Origin of the sequence: Amycolatopsis sp. NPDC051371, from assembly GCF_040682155.1 — a bacterium.
GTDB lineage: Bacteria > Actinomycetota > Actinomycetes > Mycobacteriales > Pseudonocardiaceae > Amycolatopsis.
On sequence record NZ_JBFBAG010000008.1, the window covers coordinates 168,080 to 189,079 of the forward strand.

Annotated in this window: 20 protein-coding genes and 1 tRNA gene; 10 read left to right on the top strand and 11 right to left on the bottom strand. The window is 71.1% G+C overall.

Annotated features, from left to right (window positions below; all coding sequences use genetic code 11):
* The first annotated feature begins 3 nt into the window (after positions 1–3).
* Positions 4–1,203, top strand: a complete 1,200-nt coding sequence (locus tag AB0M59_RS13165; RefSeq protein WP_364613373.1) for a cysteine desulfurase-like protein — start codon at positions 4–6, stop codon at positions 1,201–1,203.
* On the opposite strand, the gene AB0M59_RS13170 is transcribed toward AB0M59_RS13165, so the two are convergent.
* Complete coding sequence (locus AB0M59_RS13170; protein WP_364613376.1) at positions 1,200–2,177, bottom strand: NAD(P)H-quinone oxidoreductase; 978 nt, start codon at positions 2,175–2,177, stop codon at positions 1,200–1,202. The two genes, AB0M59_RS13165 and AB0M59_RS13170, sit on opposite strands and share 4 nt — an antisense overlap.
* Positions 2,178–2,259: 82 nt before the next feature.
* On the opposite strand from AB0M59_RS13170, the gene AB0M59_RS13175 reads away from it, so the two are divergent.
* Positions 2,260–3,801 carry a M28 family metallopeptidase gene (locus AB0M59_RS13175; protein WP_364613379.1) on the top strand — a complete coding sequence of 514 codons (1,542 nt, stop codon included), beginning with the start codon at positions 2,260–2,262 and terminating at the stop codon, positions 3,799–3,801.
* Positions 3,802–3,892: 91 nt separating this feature from the next.
* On the opposite strand, the gene AB0M59_RS13180 is transcribed toward AB0M59_RS13175, so the two are convergent.
* Positions 3,893–4,819: a neutral zinc metallopeptidase gene (locus tag AB0M59_RS13180; protein WP_364613382.1), complete on the bottom strand. Its 927-nt coding sequence runs from the start codon at positions 4,817–4,819 to the stop codon at positions 3,893–3,895.
* A gap of 509 nt (positions 4,820–5,328) precedes the next feature.
* Between AB0M59_RS13180 and AB0M59_RS13185 the strand changes: the two genes are divergently transcribed.
* Positions 5,329–5,802, top strand: coding sequence for a MarR family transcriptional regulator (locus tag AB0M59_RS13185; protein WP_364613385.1), 474 nt, complete (start codon positions 5,329–5,331; stop codon positions 5,800–5,802).
* 36 nt (positions 5,803–5,838) lie between these two features.
* Here AB0M59_RS13185 and AB0M59_RS13190 read toward each other — a convergent pair.
* The 3 genes from AB0M59_RS13190 to AB0M59_RS13200 all read right to left on the bottom strand — a co-directional run bounded on the left by AB0M59_RS13190 (position 5,839) and on the right by AB0M59_RS13200 (position 7,133).
* Positions 5,839–5,925 (bottom strand) — tRNA-Ser (locus AB0M59_RS13190).
* 55 nt (positions 5,926–5,980) lie between these two features.
* Positions 5,981–6,820, bottom strand: coding sequence for a patatin-like phospholipase family protein (locus AB0M59_RS13195; protein WP_364613388.1), 840 nt, complete (start codon positions 6,818–6,820; stop codon positions 5,981–5,983).
* 31 nt (positions 6,821–6,851) lie between these two features.
* On the bottom strand, positions 6,852–7,133 hold the full coding sequence (locus AB0M59_RS13200; RefSeq protein ID WP_364613391.1) for a DUF2277 domain-containing protein: 282 nt from the start codon (positions 7,131–7,133) through the stop codon (positions 6,852–6,854).
* A gap of 102 nt (positions 7,134–7,235) precedes the next feature.
* Here AB0M59_RS13200 and AB0M59_RS13205 point away from each other — a divergent pair, with 102 nt between their 5' ends.
* Entirely contained in the window at positions 7,236–8,177 is a 942-nt protein-coding gene (locus AB0M59_RS13205) for an Ldh family oxidoreductase (RefSeq protein ID WP_364613394.1), read from the top strand.
* On the opposite strand, the gene AB0M59_RS13210 is transcribed toward AB0M59_RS13205, so the two are convergent.
* Positions 8,174–8,398, bottom strand: a complete 225-nt coding sequence (locus AB0M59_RS13210; protein ID WP_364613397.1) for an RNA-binding S4 domain-containing protein — start codon at positions 8,396–8,398, stop codon at positions 8,174–8,176. The genes AB0M59_RS13205 and AB0M59_RS13210 overlap by 4 nt on opposite strands.
* A gap of 17 nt (positions 8,399–8,415) precedes the next feature.
* The gene (locus tag AB0M59_RS13215) at positions 8,416–9,219 is read right to left on the bottom strand and encodes a trypsin-like peptidase domain-containing protein (RefSeq protein WP_364613400.1); all 804 of its coding nucleotides are present in this window, start codon (positions 9,217–9,219) and stop codon (positions 8,416–8,418) included.
* A gap of 136 nt (positions 9,220–9,355) precedes the next feature.
* On the opposite strand from AB0M59_RS13215, the gene AB0M59_RS13220 reads away from it, so the two are divergent.
* Positions 9,356–10,174 carry an SDR family NAD(P)-dependent oxidoreductase gene (locus AB0M59_RS13220; protein WP_364613403.1) on the top strand — a complete coding sequence of 273 codons (819 nt, stop codon included), beginning with the start codon at positions 9,356–9,358 and terminating at the stop codon, positions 10,172–10,174.
* A 133-nt stretch (positions 10,175–10,307) separates the two neighbouring features.
* The gene (locus AB0M59_RS13225; RefSeq protein ID WP_364613406.1) at positions 10,308–10,934 is read left to right on the top strand and encodes a hypothetical protein; all 627 of its coding nucleotides are present in this window, start codon (positions 10,308–10,310) and stop codon (positions 10,932–10,934) included.
* 1 nt (position 10,935) lies between these two features.
* Here AB0M59_RS13225 and AB0M59_RS13230 read toward each other — a convergent pair whose 3' ends face one another.
* Both AB0M59_RS13230 and AB0M59_RS13235 read right to left on the bottom strand, forming a co-directional pair.
* A complete protein-coding gene (locus AB0M59_RS13230; protein WP_364613409.1) occupies positions 10,936–11,595 on the bottom strand; it encodes a response regulator in 660 nt (219 codons plus the stop codon).
* Positions 11,592–13,169: a sensor histidine kinase gene (locus tag AB0M59_RS13235; protein WP_364613578.1), complete on the bottom strand. Its 1,578-nt coding sequence runs from the start codon at positions 13,167–13,169 to the stop codon at positions 11,592–11,594. The genes AB0M59_RS13230 and AB0M59_RS13235 overlap by 4 nt, the downstream gene beginning before the upstream one ends.
* 193 nt (positions 13,170–13,362) lie before the next feature.
* On the opposite strand from AB0M59_RS13235, the gene AB0M59_RS13240 reads away from it, so the two are divergent.
* The 4 genes from AB0M59_RS13240 to AB0M59_RS13255 all read left to right on the top strand — a co-directional run bounded on the left by AB0M59_RS13240 (position 13,363) and on the right by AB0M59_RS13255 (position 17,046).
* Positions 13,363–14,169, top strand: a complete 807-nt coding sequence (locus AB0M59_RS13240; protein ID WP_364613412.1) for an ABC transporter ATP-binding protein — start codon at positions 13,363–13,365, stop codon at positions 14,167–14,169.
* Positions 14,159–15,046 carry an ABC transporter permease gene (locus tag AB0M59_RS13245; protein WP_155548529.1) on the top strand — a complete coding sequence of 296 codons (888 nt, stop codon included), beginning with the start codon at positions 14,159–14,161 and terminating at the stop codon, positions 15,044–15,046. Before AB0M59_RS13240 ends, AB0M59_RS13245 begins: the two co-directional genes overlap by 11 nt.
* A gap of 1 nt (position 15,047) precedes the next feature.
* Positions 15,048–16,103: an ABC transporter substrate-binding protein gene (locus tag AB0M59_RS13250; protein WP_364613415.1), complete on the top strand. Its 1,056-nt coding sequence runs from the start codon at positions 15,048–15,050 to the stop codon at positions 16,101–16,103.
* Between the two features lie 232 nt (positions 16,104–16,335).
* A complete protein-coding gene (locus tag AB0M59_RS13255; protein ID WP_364613418.1) occupies positions 16,336–17,046 on the top strand; it encodes a G1 family glutamic endopeptidase in 711 nt (236 codons plus the stop codon).
* A gap of 1 nt (position 17,047) precedes the next feature.
* On the opposite strand, the gene AB0M59_RS13260 is transcribed toward AB0M59_RS13255, so the two are convergent.
* Positions 17,048–17,656: a hypothetical protein gene (locus AB0M59_RS13260; RefSeq protein WP_364613581.1), complete on the bottom strand. Its 609-nt coding sequence runs from the start codon at positions 17,654–17,656 to the stop codon at positions 17,048–17,050.
* Positions 17,657–17,855: 199 nt separating this feature from the next.
* Positions 17,856–20,765 (bottom strand): AAA family ATPase, encoded by a 2,910-nt coding sequence (locus AB0M59_RS13265; RefSeq protein WP_364613420.1) that lies wholly within the window; start codon positions 20,763–20,765, stop codon positions 17,856–17,858.
* Positions 20,766–21,000: the final 235 nt, after the last annotated feature.

Below are 21,000 nucleotides of genomic sequence, written 5' to 3' on the forward strand. Positions count from 1 at the left end.
CCCATGGCGTTCGACGTCGCTCGTATTCGTGGGCTCTTTCCCGCGCTGGGTGACGGCTGGATTCACTTCGACGGCGCCGCCGGAATGCTGGTCCCGGAACAGGTCGCTTCGGCCGTTTCGACGGCGATGCGCGCCCCGGTGTCCGGGCCGGGTGGAGCGTTTCCGGCCTCACAGCGCGCGGAAAGCATCGTGACCGCGGCCCGCCGGGCCGTGGCCGACCTGGTCGGGGCCGACCCGGCCGCCGTCGTGCTCGGGCCGAGCTCGCCGGTGATGCTGCGCCGCCTCTGCGACGCGCTCGCCGAGCGCTGGACCATCGGTGACGAAGTCGTCGTCTCCCGGCTCGACGAACAAGCCAACCTCGCGCCGTGGCAGCGCGCCGCGAAGCGCGTCGGCGCTGTCGTGCGGTGGGGCGAGATCGACATCGAGACCTGCGAACTGCCCGCGTGGCAGTACGAGCAGCTCGTGTCGGCGCGCACGAAAGCCGTCGCCGTCACGCTTGCGTCCGGTTCCGTCGGCACCCGGCCGGACGTCCCGACGATCATCGAGTTCGCCAAGCGGGTCGGCGCGCTCGTCGTCGTCGATGCCACTTACGCCGCGCCGTTCCTGCCGCTGGACATCAACGCGCTCGGCGCCGACGTCATGGTCGTGTCCGCCCAGGCTTGGGGCGGCCCTTCGGTGGGGGCGCTCGTCTTCCGCGACCCCGAGCTGATCGAGCGGATCGCGTCGGTCTCGCTCGACCCGGGAGCGCGCGGCGCGGCCCGGCTCGAACTCGGCCCGCACGCCTACCCGCTGCTGGCCGGCCTGATCGCGTCGATCGACTACCTCGCGGGCCTCGACGACGCCGCGTCCGGATCGCGCCGCGAGCGCCTGGTCACCTCGCTCGGCTCGGCGAAGTCGTACCACGCCGGCCTGCTCGCCCAGCTGTCGACGGAACTGCTGTCGCTGCGGCACATCATGGTCATCGGCAACGCGATGCGCCGCATCCCCGCGCTCGCCTTCGCCGTCGCCGGCAAGAAATCGCCCGAGGTCGCCGAATACCTGGCTTCGCAGGGGTTGTGCGCCTTCGCCGACGACGGGGCAGCCGGCGTCTTCGCGTCACTCGGCGTCGGAGAAGTGGGTGGCGCCGTGCGGATCGGGCTCGCCCACTACTCCAACGTCTTCGAGATCAACCAACTCGTGCGCGTGCTGGAAGAACTCCGCTAGGACTTCGCCGCCAGCAGGATCTTGCCGAACACGCTGCCCTCTTCCATGGCGCGGTGCGCGGACGAGGCCTCGGCCATCGGCACGACCTGGCCGACGATCGGCTTCACGAGACCGTCGGAAACCAGCGGCCACAGGCGTTCCCGGACGTCGGCGACGATCGCCGCCTTCTGCTCCAGCGGCCGGAAGCGCAGGCCCGCCGCGAACACCGAAGCCCGCTTGCCGAGCAGTGCGCCGACGTTCAGCTCGCCCTTCACACCGCCCTGCATGCCGATGATCACCAGCCGGCCGTCCGGCCGCAGCGCGTCGACGTTGCGGCCGAGGTAGGACGCGCCCATGTTGTCGAGGATGACGTCCGCGCCGCCGGTCTCCTTCTTGACGACCTCGACGAAGTCCTTTTCCTTGTAGTTGATCGCGAGGTCGGCGCCGAGCTGGCGACAACGGTCGAGCCGGTCTTCCGAACCCGCGGTCACCACGACGATCGCGCCGAGTGCCTTGCCGACCTGGATCGCGTGCGTGCCGATGCCGCCGGCGCCGCCGTGGACCAGCAGCACCTCGTCCTCGGCGAGGCGGGCGTGCATCACGACGTTCGCCCACACCGTGCAGGCCACCTCGGGCAGCCCGGCCGCGGTGATCAGGTCGATCTCGGCCGGCACGGGCAGCAGCTGCCCGGCCGGGACGACGGCCTTCTCCGCGTAGCCGCCGCCCGAGAGCAGCGCGCAGACCTCGTCGCCGACGTTCCAGCCTTCGACGCCCTCGCCGAGTTCGGCGATCGTGCCCGAGCACTCCAGGCCGATCGTTTCGCTGGCGCCGGGCGGCGGCGGGTAGTGGCCCTGGCGCTGCAGGAGGTCCGCCCGGTTCACCGCGCTCGCCGCGACGTCCAGCAGCACCTCGCCCGGGCCGGGACGCGGATCCGCGACCTCCGCCCACTCGAGAACGTCCGGGTCACCTGGCTCACGGATGGTGATCGCGTACATGTGTCGACTGTATACCGGCGACCGAAGTTCCCGCCGAATGACGCATTGACGTACTACTCATTCGGAACAAAGGTGAGCAACCATGTCACTCTTCAGAAAGAGATTCCTCCCGCCGATGGCCCTGGCCGCCGGCGCGACGCTGGTGCTCGGCCTGACCCCGGCCGCCGCCGCGAACACGGTCCCCGACGGTCCCGCCTTGGCGAAGCAGCTCGTCAAGAAGGTCGACGTCAACGGCGTCAACCGGCACCTGATCGCCTTGCAGCGCATCGCCGACACCAACGGCGGCACGCGGGCGGCGAGCACCGACGGCCACAAGAAGTCCGCCGAGTACATCGCGACCAAGCTCGAGGCGGCCGGCTTCCAGGTGACCCGCCAGGAGTTCCCGTTCACCTACTCGGAAACCCTGGCCGAGAAGCTGACCGCGGGCGGCCAGAACGTCCCGGTCATCGCGATGGAATACACCGTCTCGACGCCCGTCGGCGGCATCACCGCGCCGCTCGCCGTCGTCGCGGTCGACGACACCAGCGGCTGCGAGGCCACCGACTACACCGCCGACGTCGCCGGCAAGATCGCGCTGATCAAGCGCGGCGGCTGCTCGTTCGCGCAGAAGCAGGAGACCGCCGCGGCGGCGGGCGCGATCGGCGCCATCGTCTACAACAACACCGACGGCGACCTGAACGGGACCCTGGGGGACCCGGCCGTCGCGAAGATCCCGACCGGCGGCGTGACGGCGGCGAACGGGGCGCAGCTGGCCACCCTCGCCGGGCAGCCGGTGACGCTGGAGCTGCGCGCCTTCCAGGAGGCGCGGACCAGCTACAACGTCATCGCCGAGACCAAGACCGGGCGCAAGGACAACGTCGTGATGCTGGGGTCGCACCTCGACAGCGTCCCGGCCGGCCCGGGCATCAACGACAACGGCACCGGCTCGGCGACCCTGCTCGAGACGGCGCTGCAGCTGGGGAGCAGCCCGAAGGTCAACAACGGTGTCCGCTTCGGCTTCTGGAGCGCGGAGGAGTTCGGCCTGGTCGGCTCGACCTATTACGTCGACCAGCTGAGCTTCGAGCAGCAGCTGGACATCGCGCTGTACCTGAACTTCGACATGATCGGCTCGCCGAACGCCGGGTACTTCGCCTACGACGGTGACGACTCCGACGCCGTCGGCGCGGGCCCCGGCCCGTACGGCTCGGCGCAGATCGAGAAGACCTTCGTCGACTACCTGCAGGCCGCGCGAGGCGTGTCCCTCGAGGGCACCGACTTCACCGGCCGCTCGGACTACGGCGAGTTCATCGCCGTCGGCATCCCGGCCGGCGGCCTGGACACCGGCGCCGAGGTGCTGAAGACCCCGGCGCAGGCGGCGAAGTGGGGCGGCACGGCCGGCATCGCGTTCGACCCGTGCTACCACCAGGCCTGCGACAACCTGGGCAACATCGACCGCGTCGCGCTCGACCGCAACGCGGACGGCGTCGCCTGGGCCCTCGGCGTCTACGCGACGAGCACCGAGAGCGTCAACGGCGTGCAGCCGGGCAAGAGCAAGACGGCCAAGCAGAAGGCCGCCGACCGCGGTGCGCAGCGGAACTTCTCCGCTCGCGCCGTCGCCGGTGACCCGCACGCGCTGACCGCCTGACCGAGCTGAAGGGGCCTTTCCTCGCATCAGGTGCGAGGAAAGGCCCCTTCAACGCGTGTGGAGGGACGAAGGTGCCCTTCAGTGCTTAGGCCTAGCCTAAATTGCCGGCGCCGAAGGTGTCGCAGCGGGCCGGGTCGCCGGTCTGGAAGCCGGTGGTGAACCACTTCTTGCGCTGCGCGGACGTGCCGTGGGTGAACTTCGAGCGGTCGACCTGGCCGCCGCCGAGGTTCTGCTGGATGTAGTCGTCGCCGATGCGGGACGCGGTGTCCAGCGCGGAGGCGATGTCGTCCTGCGTGACGTCGGTGATCAGCGGCTTACCGCTCTCGGTCGGCGTCGTCGAGGCGTGGTTGGCCCAGACGCCGGCGTAGCAGTCGGCCTGCAGTTCCAGGCGCACCGAACCGGACGTCGGGCCGGTGCCGGTGCCCTTCTTGGACGTGCCGAGCAGGTTCTGCACGTGGTGCCCGTACTCGTGGGCGAGCACGTAAGCCTCGGTGAAGAGACCGCCCTGCGCGCCGAAGCGGGTCTTCAGCTCGTCGAAGAAGGAGAGGTCGATGTAGACCTCGGAGTCGGCCGGGCAGTAGAACGGCCCGGTGTCGGAGGTCGCGCTGCCGCAACCGGTGCGGACGCCGCCGTTGAAGAAGTTGGTCGGCGCCTTCCGGTAGGTCGAGCCGGAGCGCGAGAACTGCTGCGTCCAGTAGTCCTGGACGGAGTTGACGACCGCGACGATGGCGCAGTCGTGGTTCTTGTTGGCGTCGGCGCCGGTCCTGCACTCGCTGGACAGCTTCGAGTTGTCGACCGCCTGGCCGGAGCCGACCCCGCCGAGGCCGCCGCTCAGACCGCTGCCGCCGGTGCTCACCCCGCCGAGCTGGGAGAGCACGAAGTAGATGATCACCCCGACGACGCCCAGCCCGCCGCCGCCGAGCGCAACGCGGCCGCCGATCCCGCCGCCGCCTCCACCGCTACCGCGCAGGTCCTGGACCTCGGAGGCGTCCAAGCCGGCGTCGTCGTCGAATCTCACCGGCAAATGGTAACGAGCCCGGGCGCGGCCGTCGCGCTGGCGGCTGCACCCGGGCTCTGTACCGAGGTTGTGTCTTTGGTCGGCGGTTGGCCGCGACCGGGCCGGCGTTCAGGCGCTGTCGTCACGACTGCCGAGGTCGTGACCCGATACAGGCCGGATCGACGCCGTATGCGTGAACGCATGGAAGCCCGCGCGTGTGGCTGTTCGCAATCGCGCCCGGCCCGTTCTTGAGCCGTTCCGGTCGCGGGGACACAGCCGGCGGTCAACCGCGAGGATCACCCGTCACGCAACCACCTGACCTCTCCTGGCGGGGAGCCGGGCCGGCACGTCACCGTCGCCGAGCCGCATACCCTGGCCGACCATCCGCCGACAAGCAGAATGCGCCTTTTTCGGCCGAGTCTCAACCTTTTCGTAACCCCACCTCCGGGTGATGTTGCGACGGCATTTTTACCCGCACGCAGTTCGGACTCGGACCGCGCGGTCCCTTGATCAGCGTTCTAGGCTGCCTTATGACCGAGGAGCGGCCTGTGCGTTGGTTGAACGAAGCCGAGATGGCGGCGTGGCGCTCCTACATCGTCGCGACCCTGAAGCTGCGGCAGCTGCTGCACCGCGAGCTGGCCGACCGGCACGACGTGTCGCTGACCGACTACGAAGTGCTCGTCTGCCTGGAGATGCAGGCCGGCCACCGGATGCGGATGTCGGAGCTGGCGGTGCTGATGGGGTCCACGAAGAGCCGGCTGTCCCACCAGGTCGGCCGGCTCGAGGACGCGGGCATGGTCCGGCGCGTCCGTGACCCGGAGGACAAGCGCGGCGTCATCACGGAACTGGCGGAGGAAGGCAAGGCGCTGCTGGAGAAGGCGGCGCCGACGCACGTGGAAGGGGTGCGCGAGCACCTGATCGACCTGCTGAGCCCCGAGGAGCAGGCGACGATCGCCGCGGCGTTCGACCGGGTGCTGGGCCACCTGTCGGAAGTGGAGGGCTGAGCCCGGGCGCGGCTACCGCGCGCCCGGGGCCCGGAGCGGTAGCGGTGGGATTCGAACCCACGGAGAGGTTGCCCCCTCGCATGTTTTCAAGACATGTTCCTTCGGCCGCTCGGACACGCTACCTCGCCCCACGAGGGTAGCCGACGGGCTCCGGGCCACCCTGGACCCGGCCCGGCACCTACGTCCAGCTGAGTTTCAACGCCGCACCCTGCGCGCGGCCGGCCTCCGCCGCCGGTGTCCGGGTCGCCGGGTCCAGCGGGTTCTCGCCGGCCGCCGCGACCGACGCCTCGTCCGGGGTGATCAGCGTGACTTCCGCACCCGCCGCGCGCAGGTCGTCCAGCACCGCGAGCAGTGGTTTCTCCATCGGCAGCGGGGAATCCACCCCCAGCGGAGCCACGACCGTGACGCGGGTGCAGCCCGTCGCGTAGTCCGCGTTCTCGGCCGAGCGGACGCCGCCGTCGACGTACCTCCGGCCGTCGATCGTCACCGCCGGCCAGATACCCGGGACCGCGCAGCTCGCCGCCACCGCGTCGACCAGGGACACCCCGGACTCGCGGTCGAAGCGGCGCGGCTCGCCGGTCTCGGCGTCGACCGCCACGATCACCAGGCGCTGCTCCGGCCAGTCGTGCACCGGCAGCCGGGCCTCGATCACCGCGCGGCGCTCCCCTTCGGGCACCGTCTCGGCCGCCAGCGCGAGCTTGCCCACCGCGCGCCGGACCTCGGCCGGCGACGTCGAGCCCGTGACCGCGCCGCCGAAGTCGGCCGCGAACTTCTCGAAGTCGATTTCCGCCGGGATCTCCGGCGTCTGACGCGCCGGGTCCGCCTGGCGCGCGAACAGCTCCGCCAGCGGTCGCCCGCTGGTCACCTGCGCGGCGACCACCGACCCCGCCGATGTCCCGACGAGCAGGTCCGCGCCCGTCAGATCCTGGCCGTGCTCGGCCAGCCCGGTCAGCAACCCCGTCGTCCACGCCACTCCGGCGACCCCGCCGCCGCCCAGCACCAAACCCTGTCCGCCCATGCGGCCAGCCTATCGGCGGGGTCCGACAATTTCAGGCGCGCTTCAACGCCTGAGCCGCGATCCGCGCCTGCACCTCGGGGCGGCGCAGCGGCGGGACGGTCGCCGGCGGCTGACGGCGTTCGGGCAGCTGCTCCAGCAGCCGCGCGGTGATCTCGGTGATCTCGGCGACCGCCGCTTCGAACGGCTCCCGCGTGGCGTCCGACAACGACTGCACGCCGGTCACCTTGCGCACGTACTGGCGGGCCGCGGCCTCGATCTCCTCGCCCGTCGCGGACGGCTGAAGCCCTCTGAGGGTGGTGATGTTTCGGCACATGCCGCCCAGGGTACGACTCCGCGGACGCTTCGATCACACGGTCGGGTAGGGCCCTGCGAACCTCGTTGACGGGCGGACCCGCCCTTGGGCAGTGTCGGGGAAGTGCCTCTCAGACCGCGTCCCTTCCGTTCCGCCCGCCCCGAACCCGGCATCCTCGAAGAAGAAACCCCCGCGTCCCCCATCCCGGAACAGGCCTGGCCGCGCGTGCGGGCCGACGAGCTGGTCACCCTCGTGGCACACGTCTTCGCCGCCCACGGCTTCCCCGAACCACGCGCCCGCATCGCGGCGGAAGCGCTCTGCCACGGCGACCTGACCGGTTCGCCGGAGACCGGCGTCGCCGACCTGACCCGCGTCCACCTGCCGATGCTGAAGACCGGGCACGTCGTGCCGCACGCCGAGCCGCTGATGATCGCCGACCGCGGGGCCGCCGCGCTGCTCGACTACCGCCGCGCGCCGGGGCTCTGGGCGGTCGGCGACGCGATGGACCGGGCGGTGACGCGGGCCGGCCGCTTCGGCGTCGGGCTCGTTTCGCTGCGCGGCGTCGGGCCGTTCGGCCGGGCCGGGCACCACGCCGCGCGGGCCCTGCCGCACGCGATGATCGGGCTGGTGCTCGCCGCCGGCGGCGAACCCGGCCAGCCGATGAACCCCCTGGGCATGGCCGCACCCGGCGGCGCGTACCCCGAGTTCATCTTCGACATGGACCGCTCCGGCTCGGAAGGCGCCGGGCTGACGCTGCTCGTCGAGGTCCTCGCCGGGGTGCTCTCCGGCGTGGCCGACCACGAGCACGACACCGGCCTGCTGGTGCTGGCGATCGCGCCGACGACGCTGCGCAGCGCCGACGGCTTCTACCGCGCGGCCAGCGCGCTCTTCGGCAGCATGCTCGGCTGGGAGGGCGGCGCGCCGATCCGCTATCCCGGCTGGCGCGAGGCCCAGCACCTGGAGCAGTGCCGGGCGCTGGGGGTGCCGCTGTCCGGCCCGGTGCGCCGCGAGCTGGACGCGCTGGCGGCGTCGATCGGCCTGCCGCCGCTGACCAGCGTGGGTTAGCGCACCAGCACGACCTTGCCGCGGTTCTCGCCGACCGCCACGACGTCGCCGCCGGTCAGCTGGCGGCCGCGGCGGGTCTCGACCTCGCCGTTGACGGTGACCTCCTCCGCGTCGAGCAGGTCCTTCGCGTGGGAGCCGTCTTCGGCGAGGCCGGCCAGCTTGAGGAACTGGCCGAGCCGGATCGGCTCGCCGGTGATCGGTACGTCGACGGGGTCGCTCATACCCCGCATCATGCCGTTCAGGCGCGGGCGGTCGTCTGCCGGTACAGCGCCTGGACGTCCGTGTCGAAGTAGCTCGAGTACGACGTGTCCGGGTCGTCGCCGCCGTACTCGAAACCGCCGATGACGCCGATGACCGTGCCGAGGCGGGTCTTCGGGTCCGGCGCGGTGACCCACGGGCCGCCGCTGGTGCCCGTCGGGAAGCCCGCGCAGTCCACCTTCAGCTGGAACGTGTCCTGCCGGCTCGTCGTGTTCCGGCAGACGGCCGGGGCTTCGGAGTCGTCCGGGTAGCCGGTGAGCGTGATGGCCTGCTCGAACTCGGTGCCGGTCGCGAGGGTGTTCGCGCCGACCAGGCTTTCCAGGGACTTCGTGGCCCCGGCCTGGTGCGCGGTGGCGAAGCCGACGTCGAGGTCCTGGTCGGACGACCCGCTCCAGCCGGGCGCGACGAGCTCGTCGGACACCGTCCAGTAGCCGAACGGCGCGACGCCGTCGTGGTAGGCGGGCGCGAACGTGACGCCGGCGAGGTAGTCGCCGCCCTCGCCGTCGTGGATGCAGTGGGCCGCGGTCAGCAGCACGTCGCCCTGGTCGCTGTGGACGACGCTGGCGGTGCAGTAGTGCGAACCGTCGAGGAACAGCGCGCCGACCGCCGGGCTGGACGCCGCGGGCAGGTCGGGCGTCGACGCCGGCGCCGCTTCGACGACCCCGGCGTCCGGCGCGGACGCGTTCGCGGACCGCGGCGGCCGGGTCGCGAAGACCACGAAGGCCGCTCCGAGCAGCAGCACCGCGGCGAGGGTGAGCAGGACGGCGGGCCGCCGCACGCGCATCGCCTCCTCGTCCTTCTCGCCCCCGGTCTGTCGTCCCCCTCACCTTAAGGTGCCGCACCGACACGATCAGCACACCCACAGCAAGCTCACAGCCGCTAATGTCCGTGACTCGTGGGTAACACCTGAGGGAGGGCCGATGAAGCAGTTCGCGGGCAAGGTCGTGGTGGTCACCGGGGCGGGCTCGGGGATCGGGCGGGCGCTGTCGCTCGAGTTCGCCCGGCGCGGGGCGCGCGTCGCCCTCTCCGACGTGAACGCCGCGAACGCGGAGGAGACGGCGAAGCTGGCCGGCGACAACGCCCGCGCGTACGTCCTCGACGTCGCCGACCGCGCCGCCGTGCTCGCCCACGCCGAGGAGGTCGCGGAGGAGTTCGGCCGCGTCAACGTCGTCGTGAACAACGCCGGCGTGGCGCTCGGCGCGACCGTCGAAGAGATGAAGTTCGAGGACTACGACTGGCTGATGGGCATCAACCTCGGCGGCGTCGTCAACGGCACGAAGGCCTTCCTGCCGCACCTGATCGCGTCCGGCGACGGGCAGGTCGTGAACATTTCCAGCGTCTTCGGCTTCGTCGGCGTGCCGACGCAGAGCGCGTACAACGCGGCGAAGTTCGCGGTCCGCGGATTCACCGAAGCGCTGCGCGAAGAAATGCTCATCGCGCGGCACCCGGTCGCGGTGAGCTGCGTGCACCCCGGCGGGATCAAGACCAACATCGTGCGCAACTCGCGAAGTGGCGCCGACGACCAGGAGAAGGCCGCGCAGGGCTTCGAGCGGATCGCGAAGACGACGCCGGAGAAGGCGGCACAGACGATCCTGCGCGGGATCGAGCGGAAGTCGGCGCGCATCCTCATCGGACCGGACGCCTACGTCATCGACGCCATCCCGCGCGTGCTCGGCTCGGCCTACCAGCGGCCGCTCGCGATCCTCGCGCGCATGGGGCTCAAACAGATGGAAAGCTGAATCGCTTTCAGACTGCGACTTCCGGGTTGTCTGCCAAGATGACGCGTCACTCAATGGAGTTGCGTTTCTGACAGGACCGTCCGAAATGGTCCAGAATGCGTGGGGTCCGCGAGCCCCGTACCGGAGGTCCCCGATGCTTCGCACCGCACAGCGCAGTGCGACCCGTCCGTCCAGCGACCGCACGGCGGTGGAGCTGCTGGATCGCACCGGCATCGTCGCGGCGAGCCTGCCGCAACGCCGCCGCACCGACGACGACGTGGCGGTCGCCGAGCCGATCTACACCCGGCCGCCGGTGTGCGACCAGGACCTGCGCCCGAAGTCCGTGGTGATCCGGCGCCGCGCCCGCACGTGGCTCGGCAGCGGCGCGGCGGTGCTGCTCGTCGCGGTCGGCTGGCTGGCCGGCGGGATGGCCACCGGCAGCCTGTTCGCCGCGAACCGGGACGACGTCGCGCAGCTGGACTCGCGCCCGGCCATCGCTGAGGCGCCGGCGCCCCAGCCGCAAGCCCCGCAGGCGCCGGTGGCCACGCCGGCCCCGACGACCGTGTTCGTGCCGGTGCCCGCCAAGCCGGCCCCGAAACACGTTCAGGCGCAGGCGAAACCGCAGGCGAAGAAGACCGTGCCCGAGGAAGACGAGGCGCGCGTCGACCTGCCGTCGCCGACGTCCGAGACGCCCGGCTCGGTCCAGTCCTGGGTGAACGTCGCCGAAAGCATGATGCAGCAGTACCAGTACCGCGCGGAGACGACGACCGTCCGCCGCTGACTCAGGCGCCGGACCAGCGGTACTCGTGCTCTGGGCGCCCGGTGGCGCCGTAGCGCAGGCGCATCCGGACCGTCCCCGACTCGGCCAGCGCCGTGAGGTACCGCTGCGCCGTCGCCCGCGCCATGCCCAGCTCGCCGGCCACCTCCGCGGCCGACAACGGGCGGCCCGCCCGGCGCAGCTGCTCCGAGACGAGCTGCGACGTCGCCGTCGACTGGCCCTTCGGCGCGGACGTGCGGTCCTGGTCGTGCAGCACCCGGTACGCGCGATCTACGTCGTCCTGGCCCATGGCCCGGTCCTCGGCGAGCAGGCCGCGGAAGCGCGCGTACGACGTCAGCCGTTCCGCGAGCTGGCGCGTGGTGAACGGCTTGATCAGGTAGTTCAGCGCGCCCGCCCGGATCGCGGCCGCCACCGACGCGCTGTCGGTCGCCGCGGACAGGACGATCGTGTCGGTCTGCAGCTCCGGAAGCACCGCGAGGCCGGACTCGTCGGGCAGGTAGACGTCGAGCAGGATCAGGTCCGGCGCGAGCTCCCGGACGCGGGCGCGGGCCTCCGCCGCGGTGTGGGCGGTGCCGACCACCGCGAAGCCGTCGACCTCCTCGACGAACCCGGCGTGCACCCCGGCGACGCGGAAGTCGTCGTCGACGATGAGCGTGCGGATCATCCGTCCTCCGTCAGCATTCCGGGCAGTTTCGCGACGAACAGGGCACCCGTCTCGCCGTCGCCGGGGCCGGCCAGCCAGACGTCGCCGCCGCGGGCGCGCGCGGCCTGCCGGGCCAGCGCCAGGCCGAGTCCGTGGCCGGGGGCGATCTTCGTCGAGACGCCTTCGTCGAACAACGTTCGCCGCAGGTCCTCGGGCACGCCGGGGCCACTGTCCACAACGGACAGGTGGAGCGTGCCGCCCTCGGCGAGCAGGCTGATCTCGACGTTCGCCGGCCGCCGCGGGCCCATCCGGGCGGCGTGCAGCGCGTTGTCGACGAGGTTGCCGATCACGGTGTTGGCGGCGATCGGGTCGGTCACGGTCGTCGGCACCCAGGTGTCGTCGGCGAGCTTGAGGGTGAGGCCCTTTTCCTGTGCCTGCTCGGTTTTCGCGACGAGCAGCGCCTGCAGGTACGGGTCGGCGACGGCGTCGCCCAGCTCGCTCGGCCGCGCCGAGCTCGAATCCGTCAGCGTCTGCAGGTACTCGACGGCTTCGGTGTGGTGGCCGAGCTGGAGCAGCCCGTAGAGCGTGTGCAGCCGGTTCGCGAACTCGTGGCGCTGGGCGCGCAGGCCGTCGGACAGGACGCGGATGCCGTCGAGCTCGCGGGTGAGCGTGTCGAGGTCGGTGCGGTCGCGGAAGGTCAGCACGGTGCCGATCGGCCGGTCGTCCAGCCGCACGGCCCGGCTGTTGATCACCAGCACGCGGTTTCCGGCCACGGCCAGGAGGTTGTCGACCGGCCGTCCTTCGGCGACGGCCTTGTGCACCCGCGGGCTGAGTTCCAGCTCCGCCATCGCCGCGCCGATCGGGAGCTCGGTGCCGAGCAGGCGTTCGGCTTCGTCGTTGCGCACCGAGACGCGGTTCGTTTCGTCGACCGCGAGGACGCCTTCGCCGATCCCGTGCAGCACGGCTTCGCGTTCGTAGAGCAGCTCGGTGAGTTCGTGCGGTTCGAGGCCGTGCGTGACGCGCCGCAGCCGCCGGTTCAGCAGCGCTGACGCGCCCGCGCCGAGCAGCAGCGCACCGCCGGCGAACAGCAGCGTGATCGCGAGGAGGCGGTTGAAGTCGCCGGTCGGGTCGCCGACTTCGAAGCCGACGCTCACCTCGCCGACCACGCGTTGCCCCTGCCAGATCGGGGTCTTGCTGCGCACGGACAGCCCGAGCGTGCCGCTCTGCACCGCGCTGATCTCGTCCTCCCCGGCGAGGGCCCGGTCCGCCGGGGTGCTGACCGGCTTGCCGATCTCGGACAGCGTCGGGTGGGCCAGCCGGATGCCCTTGTCGTCGGTGATCACGACGAACAGCGCTTCGTTGGCCTTGGTCACCGCCAGGACGCGCTCTTCGAGCGGGCCGGCGGGGAGCTTCGCGGCCGCGTTCGCGACGACGACCGGGTCCGCGGCGACGGACTTCGCGATGGCGAGCGCGCGGCGCCCGTACTGGTCGGTGAGCGTGCGGGACAGGAGCACGCTGACCAGCGCCACCCCGAGCCCGACGACCAGGGCGACCACGCCGATCTGCAGCAGCAGCACCTGCCTGCTGAACCGCATCCGCGGGAAGAGCGCCCACTTTGGCATGGCTCGGAACATACCCCCAGGTCAAGCCCGCGCGCTAAATGAGCAAAACATTCAGAACGCACAGCTCGCGCGGAGAACGTCGACAAGCTTCACGCGGCCGCCACCCGTACTTAACGTCCTTCCCCAACGCGTGACCCCCACCACGTGACGAAGGAGTCACCTCCCCATGGTTCCCCCACTGATCGAACTCACCGGAGCCACCAAACGGTTCCCGAGCGGGTCCGGTTCCGTGCACACGGCCGTCCGCGACCTGACCATGACCGTCCAGCCCGGCGAGTTCGTCGCCGTCGTCGGCCCCACCGGCTGCGGCAAGTCGACGACGCTCTCGCTGGTCTCGGGGCTGCAGCCGCCGTCCGCCGGCCGCGTGCGGGTGAACGGCGAGGACGTCAAGTCCATCCCGGACGGCGTCGGCTACATGTTCCAGACCGACGCCGTGATGCCGTGGCGTTCGGTGCTGGAGAACGTCGCCTCCGGCCCGCGCTTCCGCGGCGCGTCCAAGACCGAAGCCCGCGCGCAGGCCGTCGACTGGATCGCCCGCGTCGGGCTCGCCGGGTTCGAGAAGTACTACCCGCACCAGCTCTCCGGCGGCATGCGCAAGCGCGTCGCGCTGGCGCAGACCCTCGTCACCAAGCCGAAGATCATGCTGATGGACGAGCCGTTCTCGGCGCTCGACGTCCAGACGCGCGCGCTGATGCAGGACGAGCTGCTGCGGCTGTGGTCGGGGTCCGGTGCCGCGGTGATCTTCGTGACGCACGACCTCGACGAGGCCATCGCGCTGGCGGACAAGGTCGTCGTGCTGACGTCCAGCCCGGCCACGGTGAAGGACGTCTTCGAGATCCCGCTGGAGCGGCCGCGGAAGGTCGAGGACCTCCGGCTCACCGAGGAGTTCCGCAAGCTGTACGCCGACATCTGGGAATCACTGCGCAGCGAGGTCGACAAGGCCCGTGAGAAGGGAGCGAGCAATGTCGCTTGAGACGCCGGCGGCCACGTCCGCACCCTTGCCCGTGCTCGAGACCGAGCAGGACATCCTGGCCCGCGCCAAGCAGGCTTCTTCCCGGCGCAAGCGCAACATCTGGCTGCTGCGCCTGGCGATCGTCGTCGTCTGGCTGGGCAGCTGGGAGCTGACCGCGACGTACTGGATCGACCCGTTCTTCTACTCGAAGCCGTCGAAGATCTGGGAGCGGCTGGTCGAGTGGTTCGGCGCCGGGACCGACTTCGGCTCGATCTGGTACCAGATCCTGGTGACCGTCGAGGAGGCCGCGATCGGGTTCGTCATCGGCGCCATCGCCGGTGTCGTGTTCGGCGTCATCCTCGGCCGCAGCTCCTACCTGGCGCAGGTGCTGGCGCCGTTCATCAAGGCGGCCAACGCCTTGCCGCGCATCGTGCTCGCCGCGCTGTTCGTGATCTGGTTCGGGCTCGGGCTGTCGTCGAAGGTCGCGACCGTCGTCGTGCTCGTGTTCTTCGCGGTGTTCTTCAACGCCTTCACCGGTGCCCGTGAGGTCGACCGGAACCTGATCGACAACGCGCGCATCCTCGGTGCGACGCGCGGCCAGGTGCTCAAGTCGATCGTGCTGCCGAGCGCGACGTCGTGGATCCTGTCGTCGCTGCACGTGGCGTTCGGGTTCGCGCTGATCGGCGCGGTCGTCGGTGAGTACACCGGCGCGAAGGCCGGTATGGGCTTCCTGATCGCCAACGCGCAGGGCACGTTCGACACCGCGGGTGTGTACGCCGGGATGCTGATCATCACCGTGGTGGCGCTGCTGGCCGAGTGGGGGATCAGCTCACTGGAAGGCCGGCTGTTGCGCTGGCGCCCGCCGTCCGCCGCCGACGCCGCGCACGGAGTGGTCTGACATGCGCCTGAAGAGGACAGTCGGCGTGGTGGCCGCGCTCGCGGTCACCCTGGCCGGGGTCACCGCCTGCCGTGACTCGCGGGAGATCGCCCTCGGCACCACCGGCCAGCCGCACATCAAGATCATGATCGGTGGCATCTCGAAGGTCATCTACCTGCCCGGGCAGCTGGCGCAGCAGATCGGTGCCTACAAACGGCAGGGGCTCGACGTCGAGCTGTTCGACCAGCCGTCGGGCGCCAACGCCGAGACGTCGCTGCTGGCCGGCGAGGTGCAGGGGGTCGTCGGGTTCTACGACCACACGATCGACCTGCAGGCCAAGGAGCAGTGCATCCAGAGCGTCGTGCAGTTCGCGAACGTGCCGGGCGAGGCCGAGATGGTCGCCACCGGCAAGGCCGGGGAGATCCGCTCCGGCGCGGACTTCAGGGGCCGCAGCCTCGGCATCACGTCGCTGGGGTCGTCGACGGACTTCCTGACGAAGGCGCTCGCCTCCCGGGGCGGCGTCAGCTCGAAGGACTACACGCCGGTCAAGGTCGGCGCCGGGCAGACGTTCATCTCGGCGATGAACCAGGGTTCGATCGACGCCGGGATGACCACCGACCCGACGATCGCGCAGCTGACGAACACCGGCCAGGCGAAGGTGCTTTACGACATGCGCACGGTCGAAGGCACGAAAGCCGCTTTGGGCGGTTTGTACCCGGCCAGCTCGCTGTACATGGGCTGCGAAATCGTGAAGCGGTATCCGGACATCGTGCAGAAACTGGCCAACGCGTACGTCGAAAGCCTGAAGTGGATTTCGACGCACACCCCGGAACAGGTCGCCGACATCATGCCGCCGTCGTTCGCCGGCGGGGACAAGGCGCTGTACGTGAAGTCGCTGAAGGACAGCCTGCCGATGTTCACGAAGGACGGCCGGATGGACCCGGCGGGCGCGCGGAACGTGCTGAAGGTGCTGGGTGAGTCGTCCAGCAACGTGAAGCCGAAGAAGGACAAGATCGACCTGTCGCAGACGTACACGACGAAGTTCGTGGACGCCGCGCACGCGCAGGCCGCGCAGTAGGAGCCCCGCTCACCTGACCGGGCGGTAGGTGAGCGTCATGGGACCCGTGAAGGCCTCTTCCCCCGCGGAGGCCTTCACGGGTCTTTTCGTTCAATCGGGTGTAAATCCGGCAAATTGGTGGGTATTTCCCGGAATGTGAAGACCCTTCGAAAGTAGCTACCTTCTTTTTGGTGTGGCTCCAACACTTGGGGACACGGTTTTCCCGGTCCCCATCGGTGAACGGAGTCCCCGCATGTCCAGAATCCTTTCGTCGCGCGCTGTCCGCGTCCTCACGGCGGTTGCCGCGGCGGCTGCCGGCTTGGCCGTCTCGGGCACGGCGCACGCCGCGGTCGAGTACGGCTCTCACTTCCATGGCCACCAGTTCTCGGGCGGCAACTGGGGCGGGTACGTCAGCTTCGGCAGCTTCACCACGGCCACGGCGAGCTGGACCGAGCCGACGGTGACCTGCCGGTCGAGCAACGACCTGTTCGCGCCGTGGGTCGGCATCGACGGCGACGGATCGTCCACAGTGGAACAGACCGGCGTCGAGACGGACTGCTCCAGCGGGCATCCGGTGTACTCGGCCTGGTACGAGATGTACCCGGCCGCGCCGGTGTACTACAACGTGTCGGTCGGCGCGGGCGACCACATCACCGCGACGGTCACGCGCACCGCCACCAACACCTACCGGCTGGACCTGTCCGACACGACCAAGGGCTGGACCAAGACGACCACGAAGTCGCTGACGTCGAAGCACGCGTCGGCGGAGGCGATCATCGAGTCGCCGACCGACTCCTACCCGACGATCTCGGGCGGCATCAAGTTCACCGGCGTCAAGTTCAACGGGACGAACCTGGCCTCGACCAGTCCGTCCGGCCTGAACGCCGACGACCGCGGCACGAACACCTGGATCCCGGGCGCGATCGGCTCGGACGGCCAGAGCTTCACGATCTCGCGGCACTGAGTCATTTCAGGTTGTTGATGGCCCACGAAACCACCATCACCGCCAGGACGAGCGAGATGACGGCCTGCAGCATCATCGTCATCTTCGCCCAGATCCGCAGGGGCATGACGTCGGTGGGGCTGAAGGCGGCCGCGTTGGTGAACGAGAAGTAGAGGTAGTCCAGGTAGGACGGTTCCCAGTCCTGGTGCGCCAGGTCCGGGTCGGCCATCTGCGGGAACTGCAGGTCGGGGAACTCCGCCCGGCCTGCAGCCCGCTTGCCGGGGCCGCCGCGGTCGAACTCCCAGTACCAGAGGGAGAAGGTCACGATGTTCGTCCAGTAGACGATCCCGCCGGTGACGAGCACGGCCCCGGCGCGGTCGCCGATCGTGCCGGCCGCGATGCCGTAGACGAGCGAGATGGCGGAGAAGGCGTTGACGCCGGTCACGGTCGCGACGAGCAGCAGCGAGATGACCCGTTCGACGGCGCTGAACTGCGACATGCGGCCGGGGTTGACCAGCAGCAGGGCCACGACGAGCAGCACGGAGACGCCGGGCAGCAGCCACCGCGGGTGCAACGCCATGTCGTCGGGCAGGGCGACCTGCAGGACGAGCGTGGCGACGACGACGCCCATCGCGGGCCAGCGGGTCTCGCCGGAGGTCCGCCGGCGCCACGCGGGAAGGGCCTGTTCTGTCACCGGCTCACGTTAGGACGCTCCCGCCTGCCCCGCCAACGCTCACCCCGAGCGCCCCAATGTGGCCTTGGTTGCGTTGAACGCACCGAAGGGGCCCTTGGGTGCGTTGAACGCACCGAAGGCCACATTGGGGCGCTGGTCAGCCTGCCGGAGCCGTGGTGACTTCGCCCGGGAGCTTGCGGGCCACGTCCGTCCGTGAACGCGCGCCGAGCTTTCGGAGCACCTTCGCCACGTGCTGTTCCACCGTCCGCGGCGAGAGGAACAGCCCGTCCGCGATCTCCCGGTTCGTCCGTCCCTCCGCCAGCATCCGCGCCACTTCGCGTTCCCGGGGCGAAAGCTCACTCCCGTACCCACGCCGCCCGCGTTGCGAAGGCGCCCAAGCCCCGTGCTCGCGCAGCTGGTGACGGCACCGTCCCGCATCCCGCGTCGCACCCAGCTGTTCGTACGCCTCGGCCGCCGCCGTCAGCTCCTCGACCGCGTCGCGGTTGCCCGCCGCGAGCCGGCACATCGCCGTCCGCTCGCGCATCGCCGTCGCCGGGTACGGCATCGGCAGCGCCGCATAACCCGACGCCGCCTCGTCGAACAGCCCCGCGGCGGCCAAGTGCTTGCCCCGCGCCTCCAGCAACACCGCCCGGCCGGCCACCAACGCGGCCGTCGCGACCGGCGCGTCCCGGTCTTCGATGCCCCGGGCGAACGCCTCGACCACGCTGTCGGCCTCCGGCCAGCGCCCGGCCCGCGCGTACGCCTGCGCCGCCGCCGGGACCAGCGCCGCCGCCCAGATCCAGACGCCCTTGCGCCCGGCCGCGGCCACCGCCGTGTCGGCCACCGCGCACGCGCCGTCGACGTCGTCGGTCGCGAGCAGCACCGTGATCAGCACCCCGGCCGCCGAAAGCACCACCGGGATCGGGCCGCGGTCCGGCGCGTGGACGCTCGCCGCGGTCAGGTGCCGCTGCGCCGCGGCGAATTCCCCGCGCACGGCCGCGAGACCGCCCAGCACCAGTGACGACTCCATGACGATCGGGCCGAGTTCCGGATAGCTGTCGCGCAGCTGCTCGGCGGCCTCGGCGAGCCCGCTCCAGCGCCCGCGCACCCAGTCCAGCCGGACGCGGGTGCCCTGGATCAGGCCGATCGCGTACAACGCGCCCGCGTCGGTCGCGCGCCGGACGCCCTCGGTCACCAGCCGTTCCGCGCGGTCGAGGTGACCCGCCCACGACTGGCCGTCGGCGAGGTTGCACCACAGCCGGGCCAGCTGGACGCGCTCGGCGACCGTTCCGACGGTGTCCGACAGCGCTTCGAACTCCGGCCAGGCCGAGCGGTCGCCGACGTGCGACGCGGCCGCGATGCGGTCGGCGGTCAGCGCGAGCCGCAGCTCGGGGTCGTCGAGCCGCTCGTAGACCTCGCCTGCCCGGGCGCGCCAGGATTCGTGCCAGGACAACGGCGTCAGCCCGTCGATCGGCTGGGCGAGCAGCGTGATCCCGCGTGCGGCGAGGTCGGGCCGGTCGGTCAGCTCGCCGATCGCGCGCTCGACCTCGAGCCGCCCGCGGCCGAGCCCGCCGATGGTCCGGACCTGCAGCATGCCGAGGCTCAGCCGGATCGAGCCGCGGACCGACGGCGGCAGCGTCACCTCTTCGAGGACGCGCTCCAGCGTGCCGATCACGTCGGGGCGGAACCCCCGCAGCGCGACCTGGCTCAGCTTGCCGGCGACGCGCCCGATGTCGGATTGCGCCGGACCGGGTTCGGCCAGCACCGACTGCAGGAGGTCGATCGCGCGGGACGTCTCGCCGCGGGTGATGGCCTCGTCCGCCGCGGCTTCGGCGTAGTGGCGCCACTGGTCGACGCGGCCGGCCGCGCGGGAGTGCCGGGCCAGCAGAGTGAGCGGCGGGGACGGCTGCGCGGCGAGCACGCGGATCGCCTGCGCGTGCAGCAACGCGCGTTCGGGTCCGCTCACCGTGTCGTAGACGGCCTTGCGCGCCAACGGGTGCCGGAAGCCGTACTTGCCGTCGCCGACCTCGCCGAGCACCCCGCCGGACAACGCCGCGAGCAGCGCGGTGCGGAGGACGTCGTCGGACAGGCCGGCCAGCTCGCCGAGCACGGCGGCTTCGGCGCCGACCCCGAGCACCGCGGCCGCGCCGGCCAGCCGCACAGCCGGCCCCGGCAGCGTGGAAAGCCGTTCGGTGACGGCTTCGCGCAGCAGCACCGGGACTTCGAGGTTCTCCAGCATCCGGTCGGAGAGCACCTCGCCGACCGGCAGCCGCTCGGCCGCTTCGCGCAGCGCCCGCAACGTTTCCTCGACCACGAACGGGATCCCGGCCGTGCACTCGTGCAGCTTCGCCGCGAACTCGTCGGTGACGCGGGGCAGTTCGAGGATTTCGACCGCGAGCTTGCGCACCGCCGTGACGTCGAGTGCGCCCAGCGCGACGCGGGCGGAGTGCACGGCCGGGTCGGTCCGGAAGGGTGCGCCGAGCGGCCCGGGACGGATGTCGGTCGCCGACCGGTAGGTGGCGACGACGGCCAGCTCCGGCGGCATCGCACCGGCGAGGAACCGCATGAGGTCGCGGGTGTCTTCGTCGGCCCACTGGAGGTCATCGATCAGCACGAGCGCCGGCCCGCACGCCTGCAGGAGCTCCCGCACCGCGCGGAAGACGCGGTGGCGTTCGGCGACCGGGTCGGCGAGGGGCTCGGGTCGCGGAGGAAGCGCTTCCGCGAGCTCGGGCAGCAACGGCCGCAGCACGCCGGCGACCGGGCTGAGCGGCCCGAGCGGCGCGTCGCCCACCGCGCGAAGCGCTTCCAGAACGGGTCCGTAGGGGAACGGTTCCCGCAGCGGCTGGCAGGCGCCGGTGAGCACGCGGCTGCCGTCGAACTCCTTGCGGCGCCCGATCTCGGCGAGCAGCCGCGTCCGGCCCATGCCGGGCTCGCCCTCGATCAGGACGGCGGCCGGGCGCCGCCGGAGTACGTCGACGATGGCGTCGAGCTCGGTGTCGCGGCCGGTCAGCCGGGCGGGTCCTGACCGGATGGACACCGAAGTGGGACGGGGAGCCGTGAGCCACATACGGACCTCCTCGACGCACTCCGGGGGCTGTGCGCGGGAGCCTAAGCAGCGCTCAACCGTCCGTAAACCATTAACCGAATAGGTGGTCGGTACCGCCCTCACACGTCCGCCTACCGGCTGTCACCGGTTTGCCGAGGGATTTGCTCGTCCTGGGTCACAGCGCGTGCGAAACGGCGGCGATCACCCCGTTCCGGCCGCACATAACACGTTCCGGGAGGGGTGACGGCTACCGAAA